Source organism: Bacillus sp. EB106-06-01-XG163 (genome assembly GCF_058791615.1).
In genome coordinates this window covers 81,990-100,343 of sequence record NZ_JBYTDS010000002.1, presented here as the reverse complement: position 1 = coordinate 100,343, position 18,354 = coordinate 81,990, and the positions used below count along the sequence as shown (strand labels likewise).

The 18,354-nt window shown below is 45.9% G+C and carries 18 protein-coding genes and 1 riboswitch; of the genes, 2 read left to right on the top strand and 16 right to left on the bottom strand.

The genetic code is table 11. The annotated features are described in order from the left end of the window. Window positions 1–122: 122 nt before the first annotated feature. The 10 genes from prsW to AC3WTF_RS02330 form a co-directional block, all read right to left on the bottom strand. Window positions 123–779 carry a glutamic-type intramembrane protease PrsW gene (gene prsW, locus AC3WTF_RS02375; protein ID WP_003153415.1) on the bottom strand — a complete coding sequence of 219 codons (657 nt, stop codon included), beginning with the start codon at window positions 777–779 and terminating at the stop codon, window positions 123–125. A gap of 96 nt (window positions 780–875) precedes the next feature. After that, window positions 876–1,859 (bottom strand): YpdA family putative bacillithiol disulfide reductase, encoded by a 984-nt coding sequence (locus AC3WTF_RS02370; protein ID WP_012117874.1) that lies wholly within the window; start codon window positions 1,857–1,859, stop codon window positions 876–878. A 105-nt stretch (window positions 1,860–1,964) separates the two neighbouring features. Continuing rightward, the gene (gene gudB, locus AC3WTF_RS02365) at window positions 1,965–3,239 is read right to left on the bottom strand and encodes an NAD-specific glutamate dehydrogenase (protein ID WP_003153413.1); all 1,275 of its coding nucleotides are present in this window, start codon (window positions 3,237–3,239) and stop codon (window positions 1,965–1,967) included. 160 nt (window positions 3,240–3,399) lie between these two features. Beyond that, window positions 3,400–3,984, bottom strand: coding sequence for a genetic competence negative regulator (locus AC3WTF_RS02360; RefSeq protein WP_007409445.1), 585 nt, complete (start codon window positions 3,982–3,984; stop codon window positions 3,400–3,402). Between the two features lie 151 nt (window positions 3,985–4,135). After that, complete coding sequence (locus AC3WTF_RS02355) at window positions 4,136–4,924, bottom strand: metallophosphoesterase (protein ID WP_020956008.1); 789 nt, start codon at window positions 4,922–4,924, stop codon at window positions 4,136–4,138. 86 nt (window positions 4,925–5,010) lie between these two features. Continuing rightward, window positions 5,011–5,469 carry a YpbF family protein gene (locus AC3WTF_RS02350; protein WP_007409443.1) on the bottom strand — a complete coding sequence of 153 codons (459 nt, stop codon included), beginning with the start codon at window positions 5,467–5,469 and terminating at the stop codon, window positions 5,011–5,013. 68 nt (window positions 5,470–5,537) lie between these two features. Beyond that, window positions 5,538–6,308, bottom strand: coding sequence for a LysM peptidoglycan-binding domain-containing protein (locus AC3WTF_RS02345; RefSeq protein ID WP_038464022.1), 771 nt, complete (start codon window positions 6,306–6,308; stop codon window positions 5,538–5,540). Continuing rightward, entirely contained in the window at window positions 6,286–6,873 is a 588-nt protein-coding gene (locus AC3WTF_RS02340) for a CPBP family intramembrane glutamic endopeptidase (RefSeq protein ID WP_020956011.1), read from the bottom strand. Before AC3WTF_RS02340 ends, AC3WTF_RS02345 begins: the two co-directional genes overlap by 23 nt. A gap of 14 nt (window positions 6,874–6,887) precedes the next feature. Further along, window positions 6,888–8,378, bottom strand: a complete 1,491-nt coding sequence (locus tag AC3WTF_RS02335) for a RecQ family ATP-dependent DNA helicase (RefSeq protein WP_038464025.1) — start codon at window positions 8,376–8,378, stop codon at window positions 6,888–6,890. Continuing rightward, window positions 8,371–9,429, bottom strand: coding sequence for a YpbB family protein (locus AC3WTF_RS02330; protein ID WP_032866329.1), 1,059 nt, complete (start codon window positions 9,427–9,429; stop codon window positions 8,371–8,373). The genes AC3WTF_RS02335 and AC3WTF_RS02330 overlap by 8 nt, the downstream gene beginning before the upstream one ends. Before the next feature lie 268 nt (window positions 9,430–9,697). Here AC3WTF_RS02330 and AC3WTF_RS02325 point away from each other — a divergent pair, with 268 nt between their 5' ends. Beyond that, window positions 9,698–9,946: a ferredoxin gene (locus AC3WTF_RS02325; protein ID WP_129003164.1), complete on the top strand. Its 249-nt coding sequence runs from the start codon at window positions 9,698–9,700 to the stop codon at window positions 9,944–9,946. 135 nt (window positions 9,947–10,081) lie between these two features. On the opposite strand, the gene fmnP is transcribed toward AC3WTF_RS02325, so the two are convergent. After that, window positions 10,082–10,654 carry a riboflavin transporter FmnP gene (fmnP, locus tag AC3WTF_RS02320; protein WP_007409438.1) on the bottom strand — a complete coding sequence of 191 codons (573 nt, stop codon included), beginning with the start codon at window positions 10,652–10,654 and terminating at the stop codon, window positions 10,082–10,084. A 147-nt stretch (window positions 10,655–10,801) separates the two neighbouring features. After that, window positions 10,802–10,936: riboswitch (FMN riboswitch) on the bottom strand. Between the two features lie 206 nt (window positions 10,937–11,142). Here fmnP and serA point away from each other — a divergent pair. Beyond that, on the top strand, window positions 11,143–12,720 hold the full coding sequence (gene serA / locus AC3WTF_RS02315; protein ID WP_007409437.1) for a phosphoglycerate dehydrogenase: 1,578 nt from the start codon (window positions 11,143–11,145) through the stop codon (window positions 12,718–12,720). A 46-nt stretch (window positions 12,721–12,766) separates the two neighbouring features. On the opposite strand, the gene AC3WTF_RS02310 is transcribed toward serA, so the two are convergent. The 5 genes from AC3WTF_RS02310 to ccsB all read right to left on the bottom strand — a co-directional run bounded on the left by AC3WTF_RS02310 (window position 12,767) and on the right by ccsB (window position 18,338). Continuing rightward, window positions 12,767–13,870, bottom strand: a complete 1,104-nt coding sequence (locus tag AC3WTF_RS02310) for an RsiX family anti-sigma factor (protein ID WP_459253349.1) — start codon at window positions 13,868–13,870, stop codon at window positions 12,767–12,769. Continuing rightward, window positions 13,806–14,390 (bottom strand): RNA polymerase sigma factor SigX, encoded by a 585-nt coding sequence (gene sigX / locus AC3WTF_RS02305; protein ID WP_003153399.1) that lies wholly within the window; start codon window positions 14,388–14,390, stop codon window positions 13,806–13,808. The genes AC3WTF_RS02310 and sigX overlap by 65 nt, the downstream gene beginning before the upstream one ends. 190 nt (window positions 14,391–14,580) lie before the next feature. After that, window positions 14,581–16,362 carry an ATP-binding protein gene (locus AC3WTF_RS02300; protein ID WP_007409435.1) on the bottom strand — a complete coding sequence of 594 codons (1,782 nt, stop codon included), beginning with the start codon at window positions 16,360–16,362 and terminating at the stop codon, window positions 14,581–14,583. After that, a complete protein-coding gene (gene resD / locus AC3WTF_RS02295; RefSeq protein ID WP_003153397.1) occupies window positions 16,359–17,081 on the bottom strand; it encodes a DNA-binding response regulator ResD in 723 nt (240 codons plus the stop codon). Before resD ends, AC3WTF_RS02300 begins: the two co-directional genes overlap by 4 nt. An 81-nt stretch (window positions 17,082–17,162) precedes the next feature. Further along, complete coding sequence (gene ccsB / locus AC3WTF_RS02290; protein ID WP_113766713.1) at window positions 17,163–18,338, bottom strand: c-type cytochrome biogenesis protein CcsB; 1,176 nt, start codon at window positions 18,336–18,338, stop codon at window positions 17,163–17,165. Window positions 18,339–18,354: the final 16 nt, after the last annotated feature.

Genomic DNA, 18,354 nt, shown 5'->3' with positions numbered 1-18,354 from the left:
CCTCCTACTGCAAAATTTAAAGTGTACCCGTATTGTCTGTCACGAGGTTATTTTTATGCACGTTTCCTTCTTATCCCTCGTCAATGCATAAAAAAAGAAACCGCACGCGACGCGCGGTTTCTTCACACTTGGATCATATTGACGGAGCGTGCTTTTTTTGCCTTTCGCAGCCCGAACCACCATAAAAACAGCATAAACGGCAGCATATAATATACCCAATGATTGAGGGCGGTAAGAATAAAATCGTAAGAACCGTGCAGACATGAAGGCACGGCCAGCGAAATCACAAGCCATTTGACACGGGCTTTTTTCTGCGAAAAGCGGGCTTTTCCGAGATAAAATCCCATAATCACTCCGATCAGCGCATGGCAGGAGACCGGCAGAAGCGCCCTGATGAAAGCATGCTCAACACCGTGGCCGAATAGATACAGAATATTTTCAAGCGTGGCAAATCCTAAAGACACACTGGCCCCGTAAACGATTCCGTCATAATGCTCATCAAAATGAGCATGCGGATACACACTGATCATCAGAACGAACCATTTCACCGATTCTTCCAGAAATCCCGAAGACAAAAACGAAACGAAAAAGCTTCCTCCCCCCACATGCTCTTTTTCAAGAACATATTGGATAAACATGGTCGGAAACACAAGGACAACCCCGAGAAAAAAAGACCTCAGCACCATATGTACGGGTTCATTGTCATACTGATCTTTTAAATAAAAATAGCTTAACAGCGCAATGCCGGGAGCAATTCCTGCAGAGATGATTGCAAACATCAGGCAACCTCTTTCCTTTATATTCCTATATCTATCGTACCATGTTGTTCATATTTTTACATCTTTCAATTTTTTTAAAAAAGAGCATATGAATGATCATATGCTCTCTGCACCCAGCCGTTTTGATATTTCGTTTGCGATTAAGCCGCCGTGAAAACGGCCGTTCTCGATAAAAATTTCGTTGGCGTTATTTCCAGCCGCAATGACTCCGGCGATAAAAACACCGTCAACATTTGTTTCCATCGTTTCTTCCCGGAAAAACGGCCGGCCTGATTCCGCATCAATCCGCACACCGATTTTTTCGAGGAAACCGTGATCGGGATGGTATCCCGTCATGGCAAATACGAAATCGTTTTTCAGCCGGACCGTCTCATTCCGGCCGGAGCGGAAAATGATTTCATCTTCCGTCACTTCTTCAAGACAAGCGCCGAATTCCATCCGGATTGTGCCGTTTCTGACGAGGGCCTCAAACTCAGGCAGAATCCACGGCTTGATGCTCGGGGAGTACTCATGTCCTCTGTAGAGCACCGTGACGCGCGCACCGGACTTCACCAGTTCCAAAGCCGCGTCCACACTTGAGTTTTTCCCGCCGATCACAGCAACATCTTTATCAAAATAAGGATGGCCTTCTTTAAAGTAATGAAATACCTTAGGAAGCCCTTCACCCGGTATGTTCATATAATTCGGATGATCATAATATCCTGTCGCAATGATACAAAACGGAGTGAGGTAGCGGTCTTTTGATGTTTCTACAAGAAAACGGCCGTCTTCCTGTTTCGTTACGCGCTCCACCGTTTCAAAGGCGTTTACGCGCAGCTCTTTTCTTCTGACAACCTCTCTGTAGTAAGAGAGAGCCTGTATTCGGACCGGTTTTCTGTTTTCCGTAATAAAGGCGACATCGCCGATCTCCAATTTTTCACTTGAACTGAAAAAAGTTTGGTGGGTCGGATAGTTATAAATGCTGTTTACGACATTCCCTTTTTCGATTACAAGCGCGTTCACGCCAATTTGCTTCAGATGTATAGCCGCCGATAATCCGCAAGGACCTCCGCCTATTATAATTGCTTTTTCTTCTGTCATGTCCTTCAACTCCTGCGATTGGCATTTCCATCATAAGTTTCCACTCATATAAAAAATCTCCTATATTATCATAGGAGATTTTTTTTGTTTATGCAAACGATTGGTTTATATCCAGCCTCTGAAACGCGAAGCCTCCGCCATTTTCCGCACGCCGACCATGTAAGCCGCAAGCCTCATGTCAATCCGGCGGTTTTGGGACATTTCATAAATATTATTAAACGATTTTATCATCATATTTTCCAGTTTTTCCTCGACTTCTTCTTCACTCCAGTAGAAGCCTTGGTTGTTTTGAACCCATTCAAAATAAGAAACCGTTACACCGCCGGCGCTCGCCAGAACATCGGGAACCAGCAGCGTTCCTTTGTCTGTCAGGATTTTCGTTCCTTCCAGTGTCGTCGGTCCGTTTGCCGCTTCTACAACGATTTTCGCTTTGATGCGGTCAGCGTTCTCTTCTGTAATTTGGTTTTCGATCGCCGCCGGGACAAGTATATCACAGTCCAGCTCAAGCAGCTCCTGATTCGTAATGGTGTCATTGAAAAGCTTCGTCACCGTTCCGAAGCTGTCTCTGCGGTCAAGCAGATAATCAATATCAAGACCGTCCGGATCGTAAAGGCCTCCGTACGCGTCAGAAATTCCGACAACTTTCGCGCCGGCGTCATGCATAAACTTGGCCAGATAGCTGCCCGCGTTTCCGAAACCTTGTACGACGACGCGCGCGTTCTGAATATCGAGACCTTTTTTCTTGGCCGCTTCTTTTATGCAGATGGTGACGCCTTTTGCCGTCGCTGATTCCCTGCCGTGGGATCCGCCGAGTACAAGCGGTTTTCCCGTAATAAAGCCGGGTGAGTTAAATTCATCAATTCTTGAATATTCATCCATCATCCAAGCCATAATCTGTGAGTTTGTAAATACGTCAGGCGCCGGGACGTCTTTAGTCGGTCCGACAATCTGACTGATCGCTCTGACATATCCCCTGCTCAGTCTTTCAAGCTCTCTGAATGACATATTTCTCGGATCACAAACAATTCCGCCTTTACCACCGCCATAAGGAAGATCAATAATTCCGCATTTTAAACTCATCCAGATGGAAAGTGCTTTCACCTCTTTTTCAGTTACATTTGGGTGAAAACGAATGCCGCCTTTTGTCGGACCTACGGAATCATTGTGCTGCGCACGATAGCCTGTAAATATTTTCACAGACCCGTCATCCATCCGAACAGGAATTTTAACCGTTAATAATCTGAGCGGCTCTTTCAGCAGTTCATACACTTCTTCTGGATACCCCAATTTTTCCAGAGCTTTATGTATTACGGTTTGGGTTGATTTTAATACATCATGTTTGTCTTCTTCATTATGACCGGTGAATCGATCGGCTGCCATTTGAGTTAACCTCCTAAAATCTTCTGTTTCTCTCATGCTCCCTTTCAGTGACTAGTATACACCTTCAATATCTCCGTGCATAGAAGAAAGACAATGATTTTTCCATTATTTCGCTTAAAAAAAGACGGCCGCTGAAAACAGCTGCCGTTTCAAATCTTTTTTATGAAAAATGTTTCTGGATGGTCTCCACAGCATTGCCGTCCATGATGAGTTTTCCGTACTCATGGAGCCTGTAAATCGTAATCGTCGCCGGGTGTCCGTATTCAGCCAGCACCGCGATGACGCCTTCGGCGGAACGGGAGCCGAGGTCTTCAAGGCTTACATAGTATTGGTTCTCATAGTGGTAGACGGTGCCGCCGGTAATCCCGATACGGTGAAGGCTTCCGGCAAGCTGAATGATATCTTCAAACGAATGGAACTGATAAATAATATCCGGGCTTTCGTCAAGTTTGACCTGCATCTCGATATAATCATCGTCATATTCGTCATCTTCTGCGTCCGTGTCATGATTTTTCGTTACAATCACAACCATGCCTTGTGCCTGAAGAGAATATACTTCCACCGCGATCGGACCATTCGCTTCAAAGCCGAGCTCTGTATTTGCTTCATTCATCATATCTTTAAATAACTGGTGGACTTTAAACGAGTCCTTCCAGAGGTCTTCTTTTGTCAGTCCCCGATCAGTCAGATCGTCGAGGGTTAAAAAGATTTTAATCTTATTATAGTTCAGACGCTCAAGCCGCATAATGTTCCCTCCTGCCTCTTCTTGCACACAAATCATATAACACAGTATATGAATAAATGAGTCATAGGTTCTTAATTTGTTATCAGTTTACACCGTGTACAGCGGGAAGACAAGCAGAATGCCGTTTTTTATCACCGCGGCCGGGTTTGTTTCAGGAAGACGGCTCATCCGGTCCGCACAGCGTAATCATATGCGTCTCCGGTTTCGCCCCGAGCCTCAGCGGAACTTTTGTCGTCCCGTAGCCGTTGCTGATCAGGTAATGCGCTTTTTTTACCGTTCCCGTCCCGCCCAATTCGTACGGCCCGAACCGTCCGAAACGGATTTGGCCGCCATGCGTATGGCCGCTGAACACAGCGTCAATCCCGTCTGACTCCCTCATCTGCTCATGGATGTCGGGGTTATGGCAAAGCAGGAGGTTTACTTTGTCAGCATCCGTATATCTGATTGCAGCATCGTAATCATCCATCATCATCCTGATATCATCCACGCCGCAGATCGTAACGGTTTCCCCTTTATAAGCAAACTGAACCGATTCATTTCTCAGCGGGATCACTTTGTATGCCCGTAAAAGAGAGAGCAGTTTTTGCTGGCTGACCTCGTAATCGTTATTTCCCCACACATACATGACAGGCGCGAGAGCCGTCAGACGTTTGATGTTTTCTTCAATTCTGGCGTAAGGAACTCCGCCCTCCGCCAAATCACCGCCGAGCAAAACGGCATCCGGCTTATAACCTGCCGCTTCGCGGAGAAGCTTTTCATCAATTAAACGGCGGTGCACGTCAGATATAAAAAAGATGGTGAGCGGCTTCATCCCCTTCATTTTATCAAGCGTAAATGTATGTGTTTTCAGATGGCTGCCGTTTGCCGTTTTGTACATAACGGCCGCCATAACCGCAGCCGCTCCCGCCAATGAGCCGAGAATTCCCGCTGTAAGCTTCATAAACGCACTCTCCATTCTGTCATTGTCTTATATTAGACGGACAAACAAAAAAAGACGTTTCTATCCTTTCCGGAAAACGCCTCATTTTATTTGCTTTCAAAATAAAGATTGATATCATACCGATGTTTCATCAAGTGAAAAACAGATTCTCTCGCCCTCCATTTTTCAGGCTGGGGCCATAAATCCGTGCTTTTTTGGATAATTTCACACCTCAGTTTATGAAATTCACCCTCAGCTTTTTCTTCCTTTTTTTTGAAATAATAAGAAGTGCAATACGCAAAAGCGGAAGCCATAATCCAGCACAAGTAAACCGTATGGCCTAATATTTCCTGCAGAATCAGCTGCGGAGAGGCTTGGGGGGCATTAAAGCTTTTAAACATCAGCAGTATGCACATCAGGGAAAAACAAACGAGGGACGCCCACTGCCATCTTCGGCATTGTGCGGCATAATTTTCGTATTTTAATTTCCGTTTCACCAGCGCCTGAAGCATTTGTTTCGTCGGTCCGTCAGCAAATCGGTCTAATTGCTTCCATAAAGAATCCATGCGCTTCACACCTTGTCCGTTTTCATTGGTACACTATATGAAAAACGCGGTGAAAACATGCATTTATTTTAATCAGACAGCGGAATGTTCAGAACCTGGCCGGTGTACACGTCGTTTCCGTTTAATCCGTTGTAGCTGCGGATTTTTTCTTCGCCCGCCCGGCTTTTATAATATTTCATTGAAATGCGGTAAAGCGTTTCTTTCGGCTGTACAGTATGCTGTACGGTCCGCACTTTTTTTGGGACAGTCCCGGCTTGATCACTCGCCTCAGCCGGAGCCGCTTTTTCACGGACAGCCGGCGGAGACTGCTGTTTTGTCTCCGCGTAATCGGTGTCTGTCGGCTTTACTTGTTTTTCTGAGGGCGTTTCCGTTTTTTCAGGTGTTTTTTCACTTGGTTTTTCTTTCGTTTTTTCAGGTGCAGCCGCTTCTTTCTTATCTTTGTCGTCAGACTTTTTTTTCGGTTGTTCTAAAAGAGCGGTTTCTGACGTTTCTTTCTGAGCGCCTTTCGGAATAACGGCAGGCGCGCTTTCACTGTGGTCTATGAAGACATCTTCATAGTCCTTCGGGTCAAATCTGCTGCTGTTCGTCATATAAAGAAGACCGAAAAAGACACCGATTGTTACGATAATGAACAGGACGGTCAGAAAAGTGAACAGCGGCGTTTTTGTTTTGGTTTTTTCCTTCACCTGCTCTTCCTTTTTTTTACGCTCCTCTTTTACAGATTGTCTTGTCGGGAGGCTGTCTTCAAGATATTCAATTTGTTCATCCGCGGCCGCGGCAACCTGCTGCTCGGCACGCAGCTGAGCTTTTCTTCTTTCAACTCTTGACATTTCCGTCATGCAAACCCCTCCTAACATATTGAAAACGGATCTGACAGGCAAATACCGCATCAATAATAAAATGCGCTGTAACCGGAACGAATAAATTGCCGGTCCATTCATAGATAAGCCCCAGCAAAAGACTGATGCCCGCAACCATCATAAACAGAAGCCACTTCGCCAAGTATCTGAAATGAAGCACGGTAAAAATGAAGCTGGCGGCCCATAAGCCGATATGTGTCTGCAGAACGCCTCTGAACAAAATCTCTTCGCTGAACGAAATGAGAAGCGTCAAAAACAAAATGTGCAGAACCGGCCTGTTCTTAAAAAGCAATACATTAATGCCGCCGTCATCATATAAATGCGAAGGACACCATTTCATCACCGCCAGATCGGCAAAAATGACAAGGACGGCAAGAGTTACACCGTACCATATGATATTATCGTCACGTATATGCCACAGCTTTAAAAAATCGTGAATGTCGGTAAAAAAGAAAAAGCCGATAACAGCTGAAACCGCCAATATGAGCAATTGAGTGGTATACAGCTGCATCACAATCTCCCGGTCTGAGAGCTGCCGGATCAATTCGCTTTGCCGTCTCAGCTGAACTCACCCGCAGACTCTGAACCGAAAATCCGGCCTAATTCCAACTTCCAATCTTCAAACCGTTCCATGTTTTTACGTTCTCCTTTTTGCTCGTACGGAGCCAGATCAAGTCCGCAGCTGCTGCAGCATTGTCCGGTTTGACCATCAGGCTCATACGGTTCATCAAAATAAGACAGCAGCGCTTCTCTTATACATTCTTTCCGCTCTAATAACGCCGAAAAACGATTCATTTTACGCAGCTTCTTTTCCACGCGGTATGTCAGTTCTTCCTGCAGCTGCTCTTTTGTGGTTTTTCCTTGCAGATACAGATGAACGGCCGTTCGCGCCTGTGTTTCCTGGACGCCCTTATTGATCAGAACGTCCCGAAGCTTTCGCTCATCACCCGTACCGGCATCCCGTATGACGGCCAGAATGCCTTCCAGGTCATAATCAGACAGGCTTTCTGTCTGAATAATCTGCTGCTGAAGCTCGGTATCGCCGGGCGTCCTCAGCAAAATACTGACACTCGGGCTGCTGTCTCGTCCCGCTCTGCCGATTTCCTGCATAAAGGCCTCGGCCGTTTGGGGAGGATAAAAGTGAATGACAAAGCGGATATCTGACTTATCCACCCCCATGCCGAACGCATTGGTGCAGCAGATGCAATCAAGCTGGTTATGGATAAATTGCTGCTGGATTAAAATCCTGTCGCCTGTATCCATACCGCCGTGATAATAATCCGTCCGCTTTCCCGTTTTTTCGTTCAGCTCAGCCGCAAGCTCTTCCGCCCATTTTCTGGTCGGACAATATATGATACCCGGACCTTCAAGCTTTTCGGCAAGCTCCGTGAGCCTGCTTATTTTCTCGGCATTATCCGCCAAATGTTCTGCCGCCAGGAGAATATTCGGCCGGTTGACTGAATAAAGATGACGCACCGCATGCTCAAGTCCGAGCACATCCGTCACGTCTCTGAGCGTTTCTTTTGTCGCTGTTGCGGTCAGCGCCAATACAGGCGGCTTTCCGAGTGCCTGCCTGAAGGGCCCGAGCTTCGAATAATCAGGCCTGAAATCATGTCCCCATTCTGATATGCAATGAGCCTCATCAATAACAAATAAACTGACCGGGACATTTTTCAAACGGTTCAGCACATAAGGTGAAGAAAGGGCTTCAGGAGACATATAGAGAAATTTATACCGGCTGATGTTGCTGAGGATAAAATGCCGCTCTGCGGAATTCAGCATGCTGTTTAATGCAGCAACCCGCTTTTCTCCTTTCGCTTTCAGCTGCTGCACCTGATCTTCCATTAATGAAAGGAGCGGCGAAATAATCAGCACCAGCCCGTCCATCATGTAACCTGGGAGCTGATAGCATAATGATTTTCCCCCGCCGGTCGGAAGCATGGCGATCGTATCTTTTTTTTGGAGCACGCTAGTCATAATCTCTTCCTGCCCTTTTTTAAAGGAATGCAAACCAAAATACCTGGATAAAGCTTTATGCAGCTCAGTCATGCTGATTCACCGTCTTTGCCAGCGCCAGCCTGATCTGAAAATAGCTGAAGCGCATCTGCATTCCTTCGCGAATCCGTTTAATTTTATTCGTTTGATGCTGTTTTGCAAATGCCGTTATCATACGCTGTTCCTCTTCAGAAAGATACTGTTCTATAAAAAATGCAGGCTGATGCAATGATATTTCTACGATATGATCTTCGATTGTGGCTGTTTTTAAATTTCTGACCGCGGCGATCCGTTCAATCGGAAACCCTTTTTCCAACAGCTCAAAGGTTTTTCTGGCAGACTGTGTCAGCGCGCTTTCCGCCTGCAGATCGGACAACAGCTCGCGCAGAGCGGGATATGCACATTGCGGAAGCGATTGAATAACATAATGTACCGCTCCCCAAAACTGGACGGACACATACCATTCATCTTCGTTCAGCTGGAGAGCAAGCTGCTTATTCGTTTTGCCGATTCTGTTGAATGAAGTTAAAGAATAGACAAAAATAAGCGCCTGCCGTTCACTTACGCCTTGCAGAAGGTGAAACAGCGTCTCATGCATTTGGACGGAAAGCTCTTTAGCATCTCTGTTTTTGCGCATAAACCGTTTGACCCATCTCAGCGTCTGCACATCGTTGGTAACCGGTATATATTGATTACATTGATGCTCTTTGTTTGACAGGACTTGAATGAGCAGGGAAAGCCGCCTCCACAGGGTGACAGCAGGCGTTTGATAATTCGCGCCGTGGCAGTGCTTCGGCCAAGGCCGCTCGGCAAACGCCCGTTCAAGCTTTTGAACGCCGCGCGCAGTCACTTTCCACGTTCCCTCTTCTTTTCCGGCTGTAATGTATGAGTTCTCGGTGAGTTTATGCAAAGAAGCCGCAATATCGCCGCGTTCACAATGTGAAGCCATGCCGAAATATTTAGCGATCTGAAATAAGCCGGCATCCTGAATGGTTTGAGACGACTTTTTTCCTTTTAATAAATGAAACACAGCACTCGGAGTCCGTTCGCCGTCTATTTTGTCCAGACAGTCGAGAACCACGGTATCAAAGTAGTTTATCGCCAATCTAAACACACCTACATTTCTTCTGTGACAAGTTTCGTTTTTTGGTTCTTTTTATTTTAACAGATTTTCATATAAATTTGACGTTTAAAGTCATCTTTTAGGGGGAAGTGCTAAAGAGAATCCCTTATGTGATAAGCATTCTCAATCATTTTTCTGTTGAAATTTGACACTAACATCATTACAATAAGTAAGAGGAATAGGTGTTATATTTAAAAATATATAAGGTAAACCATTTGTTCCAACACGAACAATCTGGGAGGTTTTATTCATGGCAAAGTACACAATTGTAGATAAAGATACGTGTATTGCATGCGGCGCCTGCGGAGCTGCGGCACCAGACATTTATGATTATGATGATGAAGGCATTGCGTTCGTTACGCTTGACGAAAATAAAGGCGTCGTCGAAGTTCCGGAAATTCTGGAAGAAGATATGATTGACGCATTTGAAGGATGCCCTACTGATTCAATCAAAGTTGCGGATGAACCGTTCGAAGGCGACCCGCTGAAATACGAATAAAAAAGCCCTCCCCGTGAGAGGAGCTTTTTCGTCCTGAATAAGACTCCGGCTGTTATCGGCCGGAGTCTTATTTTTTGCGATCAGCACAAACAAAAAAGCGTCCGGCTGTTTTCACAGAACGGACGCTTTAAGCCTTTATTGTGTTTGGATGCTGCGTTTTTGTTCAATCCAAGGTTTCAGCTTCGTAAAGATGAACGTAAAGACGATGGTGATGATAACGCCTTTTACAATGTTAAACGGCAGGATTCCTGCCACAACCGCCGTTTTTAACTGGCTGTTTGACAGTGCCGGTGAATGTAAAAACCAAGTATACGCGGGCAGGATAAGAATATAGTTCAAAATACTCATCAGCACGGTCATCGCCGCGGTTCCGGCCAGCAGGCTCACTGCAAGCCCTTTTGCCGAATTGAGCTTTTTAAACATAAACGCCGTCGGCAGAATAAACAGCGTTCCTGCGATAAAATTGGCTGCCTGCCCGACAGGCACGCCGGCCATGCTTCCTTGAATGATATACTGCAGAATATTTTTAATCGCTTCAACCGCAATCCCCGCCGCAGGCCCGTAAACCAAAATGGCGATAATTGCAGGAACGTCACTGAAATCAATTTTCAAGTAATCCGGCAGCCCCGGAAACGGGAAATTTAACAGCATAAGCACAAAAGCAATACTGCTAAGCATACTGATGACAACTAATTTTTTTACTTTCACAATGCTCTCTCCTTTTCGATCAAATCTCTCGAAAAGAGGAAAGGTTCTTTTGCGCCCCAATAAAAAAACCGCTTTTGTTAAAAAGCGGGAGCTTACTAAGGCTTGGCAAAGAAACGTTTGATATAAGCATCAAAACGTCTGCTGAACCTCCATCTTCTCCCATCCAGACTATACTGTCGGCTCCGGAATCTCACCGGATCCTGCCGCCGAAGCAGCTCGCGGGCTTAGAGCATGATGCTCATCACCGCCGGTAGGGAATTTCACCCTGCCCCGAAGATTGATCTTATGAATTTATTCACATTATATATGATCAAATTGCAATTGTATAGAGAACTGCTCAAATTTAAATAAAATATTGGGGAAGCCCAATTTAAGCTGATTCAGCGGTTTCCTTTTCTCCTTTACTGCGTCAATACACATTGACACTCTATTGAGAATATGATAAATTATCAGATATTTAGTCAGCTAAACTAGGAGGAAATCTAACAATGTTTCGAGTTTTGGTCTCAGATAAGATGAGCAATGACGGCTTAAAGCCGCTGATGGAATCAGACTTTATAGAAATTGTTCAAAAAAACGTCGCGGATGCAGAAGATGAATTACATACCTTTGATGCCCTGTTAGTCCGCAGTGCCACGAAAGTAACCGAAGAATTGTTTAAAAAAATGACCTCTTTAAAAATCGTCGGCAGAGCCGGTGTCGGCGTAGACAACATCGACATCGATGAGGCCACAAAACATGGGGTTATCGTGATAAACGCGCCGAATGGAAACACCATTTCAACGGCAGAGCATACATTCGCGATGATTTCTTCATTAATGAGACACATTCCGCAAGCCAATATCTCAGTAAAATCAAGAGAATGGAACCGGACGGCTTTTGTCGGGGCGGAGCTCTACGGAAAGACTTTAGGCATTGTCGGTCTGGGCCGGATCGGAAGCGAGATTGCCCAGCGCGCCAGAGCGTTCGGTATGACGGTTCATGTATTCGATCCTTTCTTAACCGAAGAGAGAGCCGGTAAAATCGGCGTAAACAGCCGGACATTCGAAGAAGTGCTTGAAAGCGCGGATATCATTACCGTCCACACGCCTTTAACAAAGGAAACAAAAGGACTGCTTAACAGAGAAACCATTGCCAAAACGAAAAAAGGCGTCCGTCTTATCAACTGCGCAAGAGGCGGCATTATTGATGAAGCGGCGCTTTTGGAAGCGCTGGAAAGCGGCCATGTCGCAGGCGCTGCCCTTGACGTGTTTGAAGTGGAACCGCCAGTTGAATCAAAGCTTCCCGACCATCCGCTGGTGATCGCCACACCTCACTTAGGCGCTTCAACGAAAGAAGCACAGCTGAATGTCGCTGCACAGGTTTCTGAAGAAGTGCTGCAGTTTGCAAAAGGTCTGCCTGTCATGTCAGCGATCAACCTGCCTGCGATGACGAAAGATGAATTCAAAAAAATCCAGCCTTATCACCAAATTGCCGATAAAATCGGAAGTCTCGTGTCACAATGTATGAAGGAACCCGTCAAAGATGTTGCGATTCAATATGAAGGCACCATCGCCAAACTTGAAACATCATTTATTACAAAAAGCCTGCTGTCCGGTTTCTTAAAACCGCGTGTAGACTCAACGGTCAATGAAGTGAACGCCGGCGGTGTAGCAAAAGAACGCGGTATCAGCTTCAGCGAGAAGATTTCCTCCAATGAATCAGGATATGATAACTGCATCAGCGTAAAAGTAACCGGAGACCGGAGCACATTTACGTTAACGGCTACGTATATCCCTCACTTCGGTGAACGAATCGTTGAACTGAACGGCTTTAATATTGACTTAAATCCTGCCGGCCACCTCGTTTATATCCAGCACCAGGATACGACTGGTGTAATCGGACGCGTCGGACGCATCCTCGGCGATAATGATATCAATATCGCTACTATGCAGGTAGGCCGTAAAGAAAAAGGCGGAGAAGCCATTATGATGCTTTCTTTTGATAAACATTTAGATGATAAAGTCGTCAATGAGCTGACTTCAATTCAGGATATTGTTTCCGTTAAACTGATTGACCTTCCGTAACCAACAAAAAACCCAAAACATTCATATGTTTTGGGTTTTATTACGTTTAATGGCTTGGAAGCGGATTAGGCGCGGCAGGCACAGCGATAGGTTTTGTCACATCATAATTACCGATTTTCTTTGTATGCGCATGTGTGAACAGCACCTCAGAATAACCGAATTCCTTCGCAGTTAACAGAAGCCCTTCGATCATTAAAATCCCTTCCAGCGAATCTTCAACCTTATGTTTTTCGGACAATTGAATCCGCAGCTGCTCGCCGTCTTCCCTTTCCGATACCGATGCAATCGCATCGGCTTCTATAATGCTCGCGGTCTGTGAGCCTCCGTCTGTTGTCTTCATCCCGTCAATAGCCTGATATACTGAATAATAGGTTTGTTCAGACGGGATGAGATACTCTTGTCCCAGACTGTCGCTGTAAGAAAAATACGCCCGGTTTGTCTGTTTATGTACGGACATTTCAGCGGATATGCCGTAAGATTTATAAAAATCCTGTCCGGCTCCGTTTTGAACCTTTTTCAATTTAATCCGCTCGTAAGGACTCCATGTCAAAGTCTCTTTCAGCATCTTTTTCAATAAGTCAGCATCGGCAACTGATTCGATAGAGAGCCGTCCGTTTACCTGCACAAGCAAATCCTTCTTATCCGCCGTTACCTGCACACCGTCCAAAAGGTTCGGCACAGACAGGAAGGATTCGGGCACTTCTAGGTCTTCCGCTTCGGATAAAGCCTCTGAAACCGATTCATCCGGCTTCTTTTTTTCAAAACTGACCGGAATGACGGCGGATGTTTCTGAATCGGCAAATGCCAAAGTAATGTAATTGTTTTTGTTTTGGTTTGAGACGACGAACGTCTTCTGATCCGGCGGCTTGACAGAAGCTGACTGACTGGCTTTTTCTGTCTGGCGGCTGTCAGCGGTAAGATCACCGGAAGATTTGTTTGTCATCAGGTGAGGAGATATAATCAGAGCGATGCACAATGCGCAGACGCCGGCTGCGGCGGGGCCGATCCAGCTTCGGGCCGGTTTTTTCCTGTACGGTTTACCCGTTTCAATATTCCGGTAAATGGCCTCGGGTGAACGATGATCTCTAACCGCCGGAAGTTGTCTTAACAACTCCTCTACTCTTTCTTCGTTCCAATATGACTTCATCATCCATTAGCTCCTCCCTCAAAAGCTCCATCTGTTTCCGAAGTATTTTGAGCCCTCTGTGTTGGGTCGTTTTGACTTTGCTTTCCGAGAAGCGGAGAGCGGCGGCTGTTTCCTGAATGGAATATCCCTGAATAAATCTCAAGATAATAACAGCTCTTTGATCAATGGTGCAATGATCAAGCGCGGTATAAATTTCCCGGACGTTTTCATGCTGTACGGCGAGTTCGTCCGGAAGCAAATGCTGATCTCTGACATCTTGTGTATCCCAATCAAACGTACCCATAATACGCTGTCTGATCGTCTGCTGCTTGCGGAACCAGTCAATCGCCACATGGCGTGCGATGGACAACAGCCATGTTTTTTCACTGCTTCTTCCTTCAAATGTATGATAGGAATTCAAGACGCGGATATACACTTCCTGCGTCAAATCTTCAGCCTGCGACTTATCTTTTACCATATAAAATAAAAATTGATATAAATCTTGATGGTATGCATCATATAATATCTGAAAGGTTTCTTCCATGGGAAACCCCTCCGTTCACTTTTTTGTCGTAAAAATGCGTTGAAAAGTTACATTACAACTATATTACGAGAAACTGGAATTTGGAAGGGAATTTATATTAACATATTCTTAAATTTTTAAAGGAGAAACAAATAAAAAACACCCGCAGAACATGCGGGTGTTTCGTATGGAACAAGATTGTTCGTCAATTTCAGACGTCATCCTGCACTTTTGTCGGAATATAAAATGTAAACGTCGTCCCTTTGTCGATGCTGCTGTGAACCGCAATTGAGCCGCCGTGGGCTTCCACGATATTTTTTACGATGGCGAGTCCGAGCCCGGTTCCCGCCCTGCCTCTTGTTCTTGCTTTGTCCGCTTTATAAAAACGTTCAAAAATAAAAGGCAGGTCCTCTTCCGGTATTCCAGAGCCGGAATCTTTGATATCGATCTTCAGTCCGTCTTTTACGGTCTGAGCCGCGATATGAACGCTTCCGCCTGACTCCGTATGGCGCAGCGCATTATCTATAAGGTTGGTAAACACCTGTTCCATTTTGTCTTCATCAAAGACACACTCCGGCTGAGACACCGAGATGTCCTCTGTGAGCGAAACGCCTTTTTCCTTCGCTACCCCGGAAAATTTGCGGGAGATCTTCTCCAGAAATTCATGCAGGTTTACCGTTTCATAGTGCAGGCCCGTATGTCCGGATTCCATTCTGGCCAAATCCAGCAAATCATTGACGAGCCGGCCCATGCGAAGAGATTCATCATAAATGATCTGCGCGATTTCTTTTTTCTCCTCTTCGGTGCTTGCAATGTCGTCCACTATTGCTTCGCTGTATCCCTGCAGCATAGAAATCGGGGTTCTGAGCTCATGACTGACATTGGCAATGAAGTCTTCACGCAATTTATCCAGCCTGCGCTCTTCGGTCATATCACGGAGCACGGCCACGGCGCCGCGGACGTGTGATTCCGCATAAAGAGGCGACATCAATAAAACCCATGACCTTCCTTGAAGCGTCATTTCAATCATTTGCTCTTTTTCCGTGTTCACTGCATTTTGAAATAGCTCTTTTGCTTCAGGGGGAAGGTTGTCTCCTTCTTTAATGTTCATGTTCTGCTCATAATACCATGCCTGCAGAAAACGTTCGGCCGGCGGGTTGGTCACCAAAATGGTGCCGTCGATATTAATGGTGATGACCCCGTCTGCCATACTGCTTAAAATATTGGACAGCTGTTCTTTTTCCTGATTCAGCGCGTTAATATGGAAATTGAGCTGCCGTCCCATCTGATTAAAGGCAATGGCCAGTTCCCCGATTTCATCTTGGGTCAGAATCGGAATTTTTGTATCAAACTTTCCTTTCGCCAAGTCTTGGGCGCCTTCCCGCATTTTCCGAAGGGGATATGTCACCCTGCTGGATAAAAAGAACGCGAAAAACGTTGTCAAGACGATGGCAATGCCCGCCGCAAGAAAAATATAGCGTGTCGTATGTTTCGTCGTATCTTTGACGGCAAGCAGCGATTGGGATAAAAAGACCATGCCTTTTTTGCCGTCTTTTTCATACGGCACTCCGACGATCAGCCGTTCGTTATCCGAACCGGCATTGTTGGGGACCGCGCGTTTGCTTACTTTTTTGCGGTCTGTCAGCGCCTTGTGCAGATCCCGGTCATGTTTGATCTGCTCTAATGTAATAGAGGATAAATGATTATCGTCATTGGGCGAATACCAGACATGCTTATCATCCTGAATGATCGCGATGCTCGTTAAATTGTCCGCCAGTTCCCACGTGATGGATCTGGCAAGCGGCTGGTCTTCATGATTTTCTATTATGACCGCAATTTTGTCGGCAAGCTGCGTTAAATCTTTTTCCGCTTCTTCAACGTGGTAATTTTCTATAAATTCCAGAAGCAGCACCGTTAAAATAAATAAAACAATTAACACGAGTGAAAGAATGGTAAACCAAAGCTTTCCTACTACGCTTTTCCAAAACTTCATTCAGCGCCTACCTCAAATTTGTATCCGACTCCCCATACGGTGACGATTTTTTTCGCCGCTCCCGGGGACACTTTATTTAATTTTTCACGGAGCCGTTTGACATGGGTGTCCACCGTTCTGAGGTCTCCGAAAAATTCATACTGCCACACTTCTTTTAAAAGCTTTTCCCTGTCGTACACTTTGTCCGGTGTTTTCGCCAGGAAGTACAGCAGTTCATATTCCTTCGGCGTCAGGCTCACCTCCGTGCCGTCCGCAGTCACCCTGTGAGCATCGTGATCAATGGATAGATGCGAAAAGACGAGCACATTTTTTGTCGGGGTATTGGCTGTCAGATAAGATGTTTGGGAAGCCCTTCTTAAAAGCGCCTTTACCCGAAGCACCACTTCTCTCGGGCTGAAAGGCTTGACGATATAATCGTCCGTACCCGCTTCAAACCCCTGGACGCGGTTGGCTTCTTCCCCTTTTGCCGTCAGCATGATAATCGGCGTCGCTTTTTTTTCTCTGAGCTGCCGGCATACTTCGATTCCGTCCGTTCCCGGCATCATTAAATCCAAGAGCACCAGATCATAATCTGATGCCAGCCCCATTTTAATGGCCTCGTCGCCGTTTTCCGCTTCTTCAATCACATAGTTTTCCCGTTCAAGGTACATTCTTAAAAGGCGTCGAATTCTGGCTTCATCATCTACTACTAATATTTTAGTTTCATTTGTTTGATCCATCGTTTTCCCCCTGCTTTCCTTCTGTTACTTTCATTTTAACAAACTGTGCGGCAGCTTGAGAACTGTATCGGCTTTTTGCATCTATGCGTACGAATGAAGTCCGGCAAGCACGAGATTCACAAAAATTAAGTTAAACATAATAATGGCGAAGCCGATGACGGCAAGCCACGCGGACTTTTCGCCATGCCAGCCTCTTGACAGCCGCAAGTGCAAATACGCTGCGTAAAATAAAAAGGTGATCAGCGCCCATACTTCCTTCGGGTCCCAGCCCCAAAAACGCGTCCATGCAAGCTGCGCCCAAATCATCGCAAACACAAGCGCGCCGAGTGTGAATACCGGGAAACCGATGGAAACAGCGCGGTAGCCGACTTCATCGACCAAGTCCAGATTCACATTTTTGACGAGCGGGCTGATAAGAGCGCTGATTCTCTTTCTGAATATCAGCCTGAGCGCACCGTATAAAACGAGACCTGCGCCAAACGACCAGATCACCGTATTGACCTTTCTGCCTGAAAAAATGGCCGGAAGCTCAATAAGCGGCTTCATTGCGCCTTCCGTAAGCAGTTCTCCCTCATGCGGGCCGACAAGCGCAGGCATATCATATATCATGACGCTTTTGGCTTCTTTTTTATCCACCCAATTAAATTCAGCTTTGTAGTCCGCCAGCCGGAATGCCGACGTGACGGCGATAAATGCCACGGTCGTCACGAGTATAAACATGATGACTTCAAGCCAGAACGTTTTTTTGCCCGGTCTGGATTGGTCGACATGCTTTAACAGGAAAATGACGCCGGCTACAAAACTGATCGCAAGAATCGCCTGCCCGAGCGCCGCCGTCGTGACGTGAATGTACAGCCAATTGCTCTGCAGTGACGGAATAAGCGGCGTAATGTCTGTCGGAAACATGCTTGCATATGCGATAAGCAAAAGCGCGATAGACAATGTGAACATGCCTAATGAAGGCAGTCTGTAAATAAAGTAAATAATAATAAAAGCGAGAACAAGCATCATGCCGAATGACGTCGTAAATTCAAACATATTGCTGACAGGCGCATGTCCGCTTGCCGACCATCTCGCAATGAAGTAGCCGAGATGACAAAGAAATCCGAAAATGGTTAACGTGATTCCGATAGCCGACCAGCGGCCCTTACCGTCCTTAGCACCTTTTGTTCCCCGGATGGCGCCGCCGAAAATCGGGACGGCAATTAAATAAATCAAAAAGGCAGCATAAAGAAAATTTGCGCTCAGCTCCGCCATGACACCACTCCTTTTT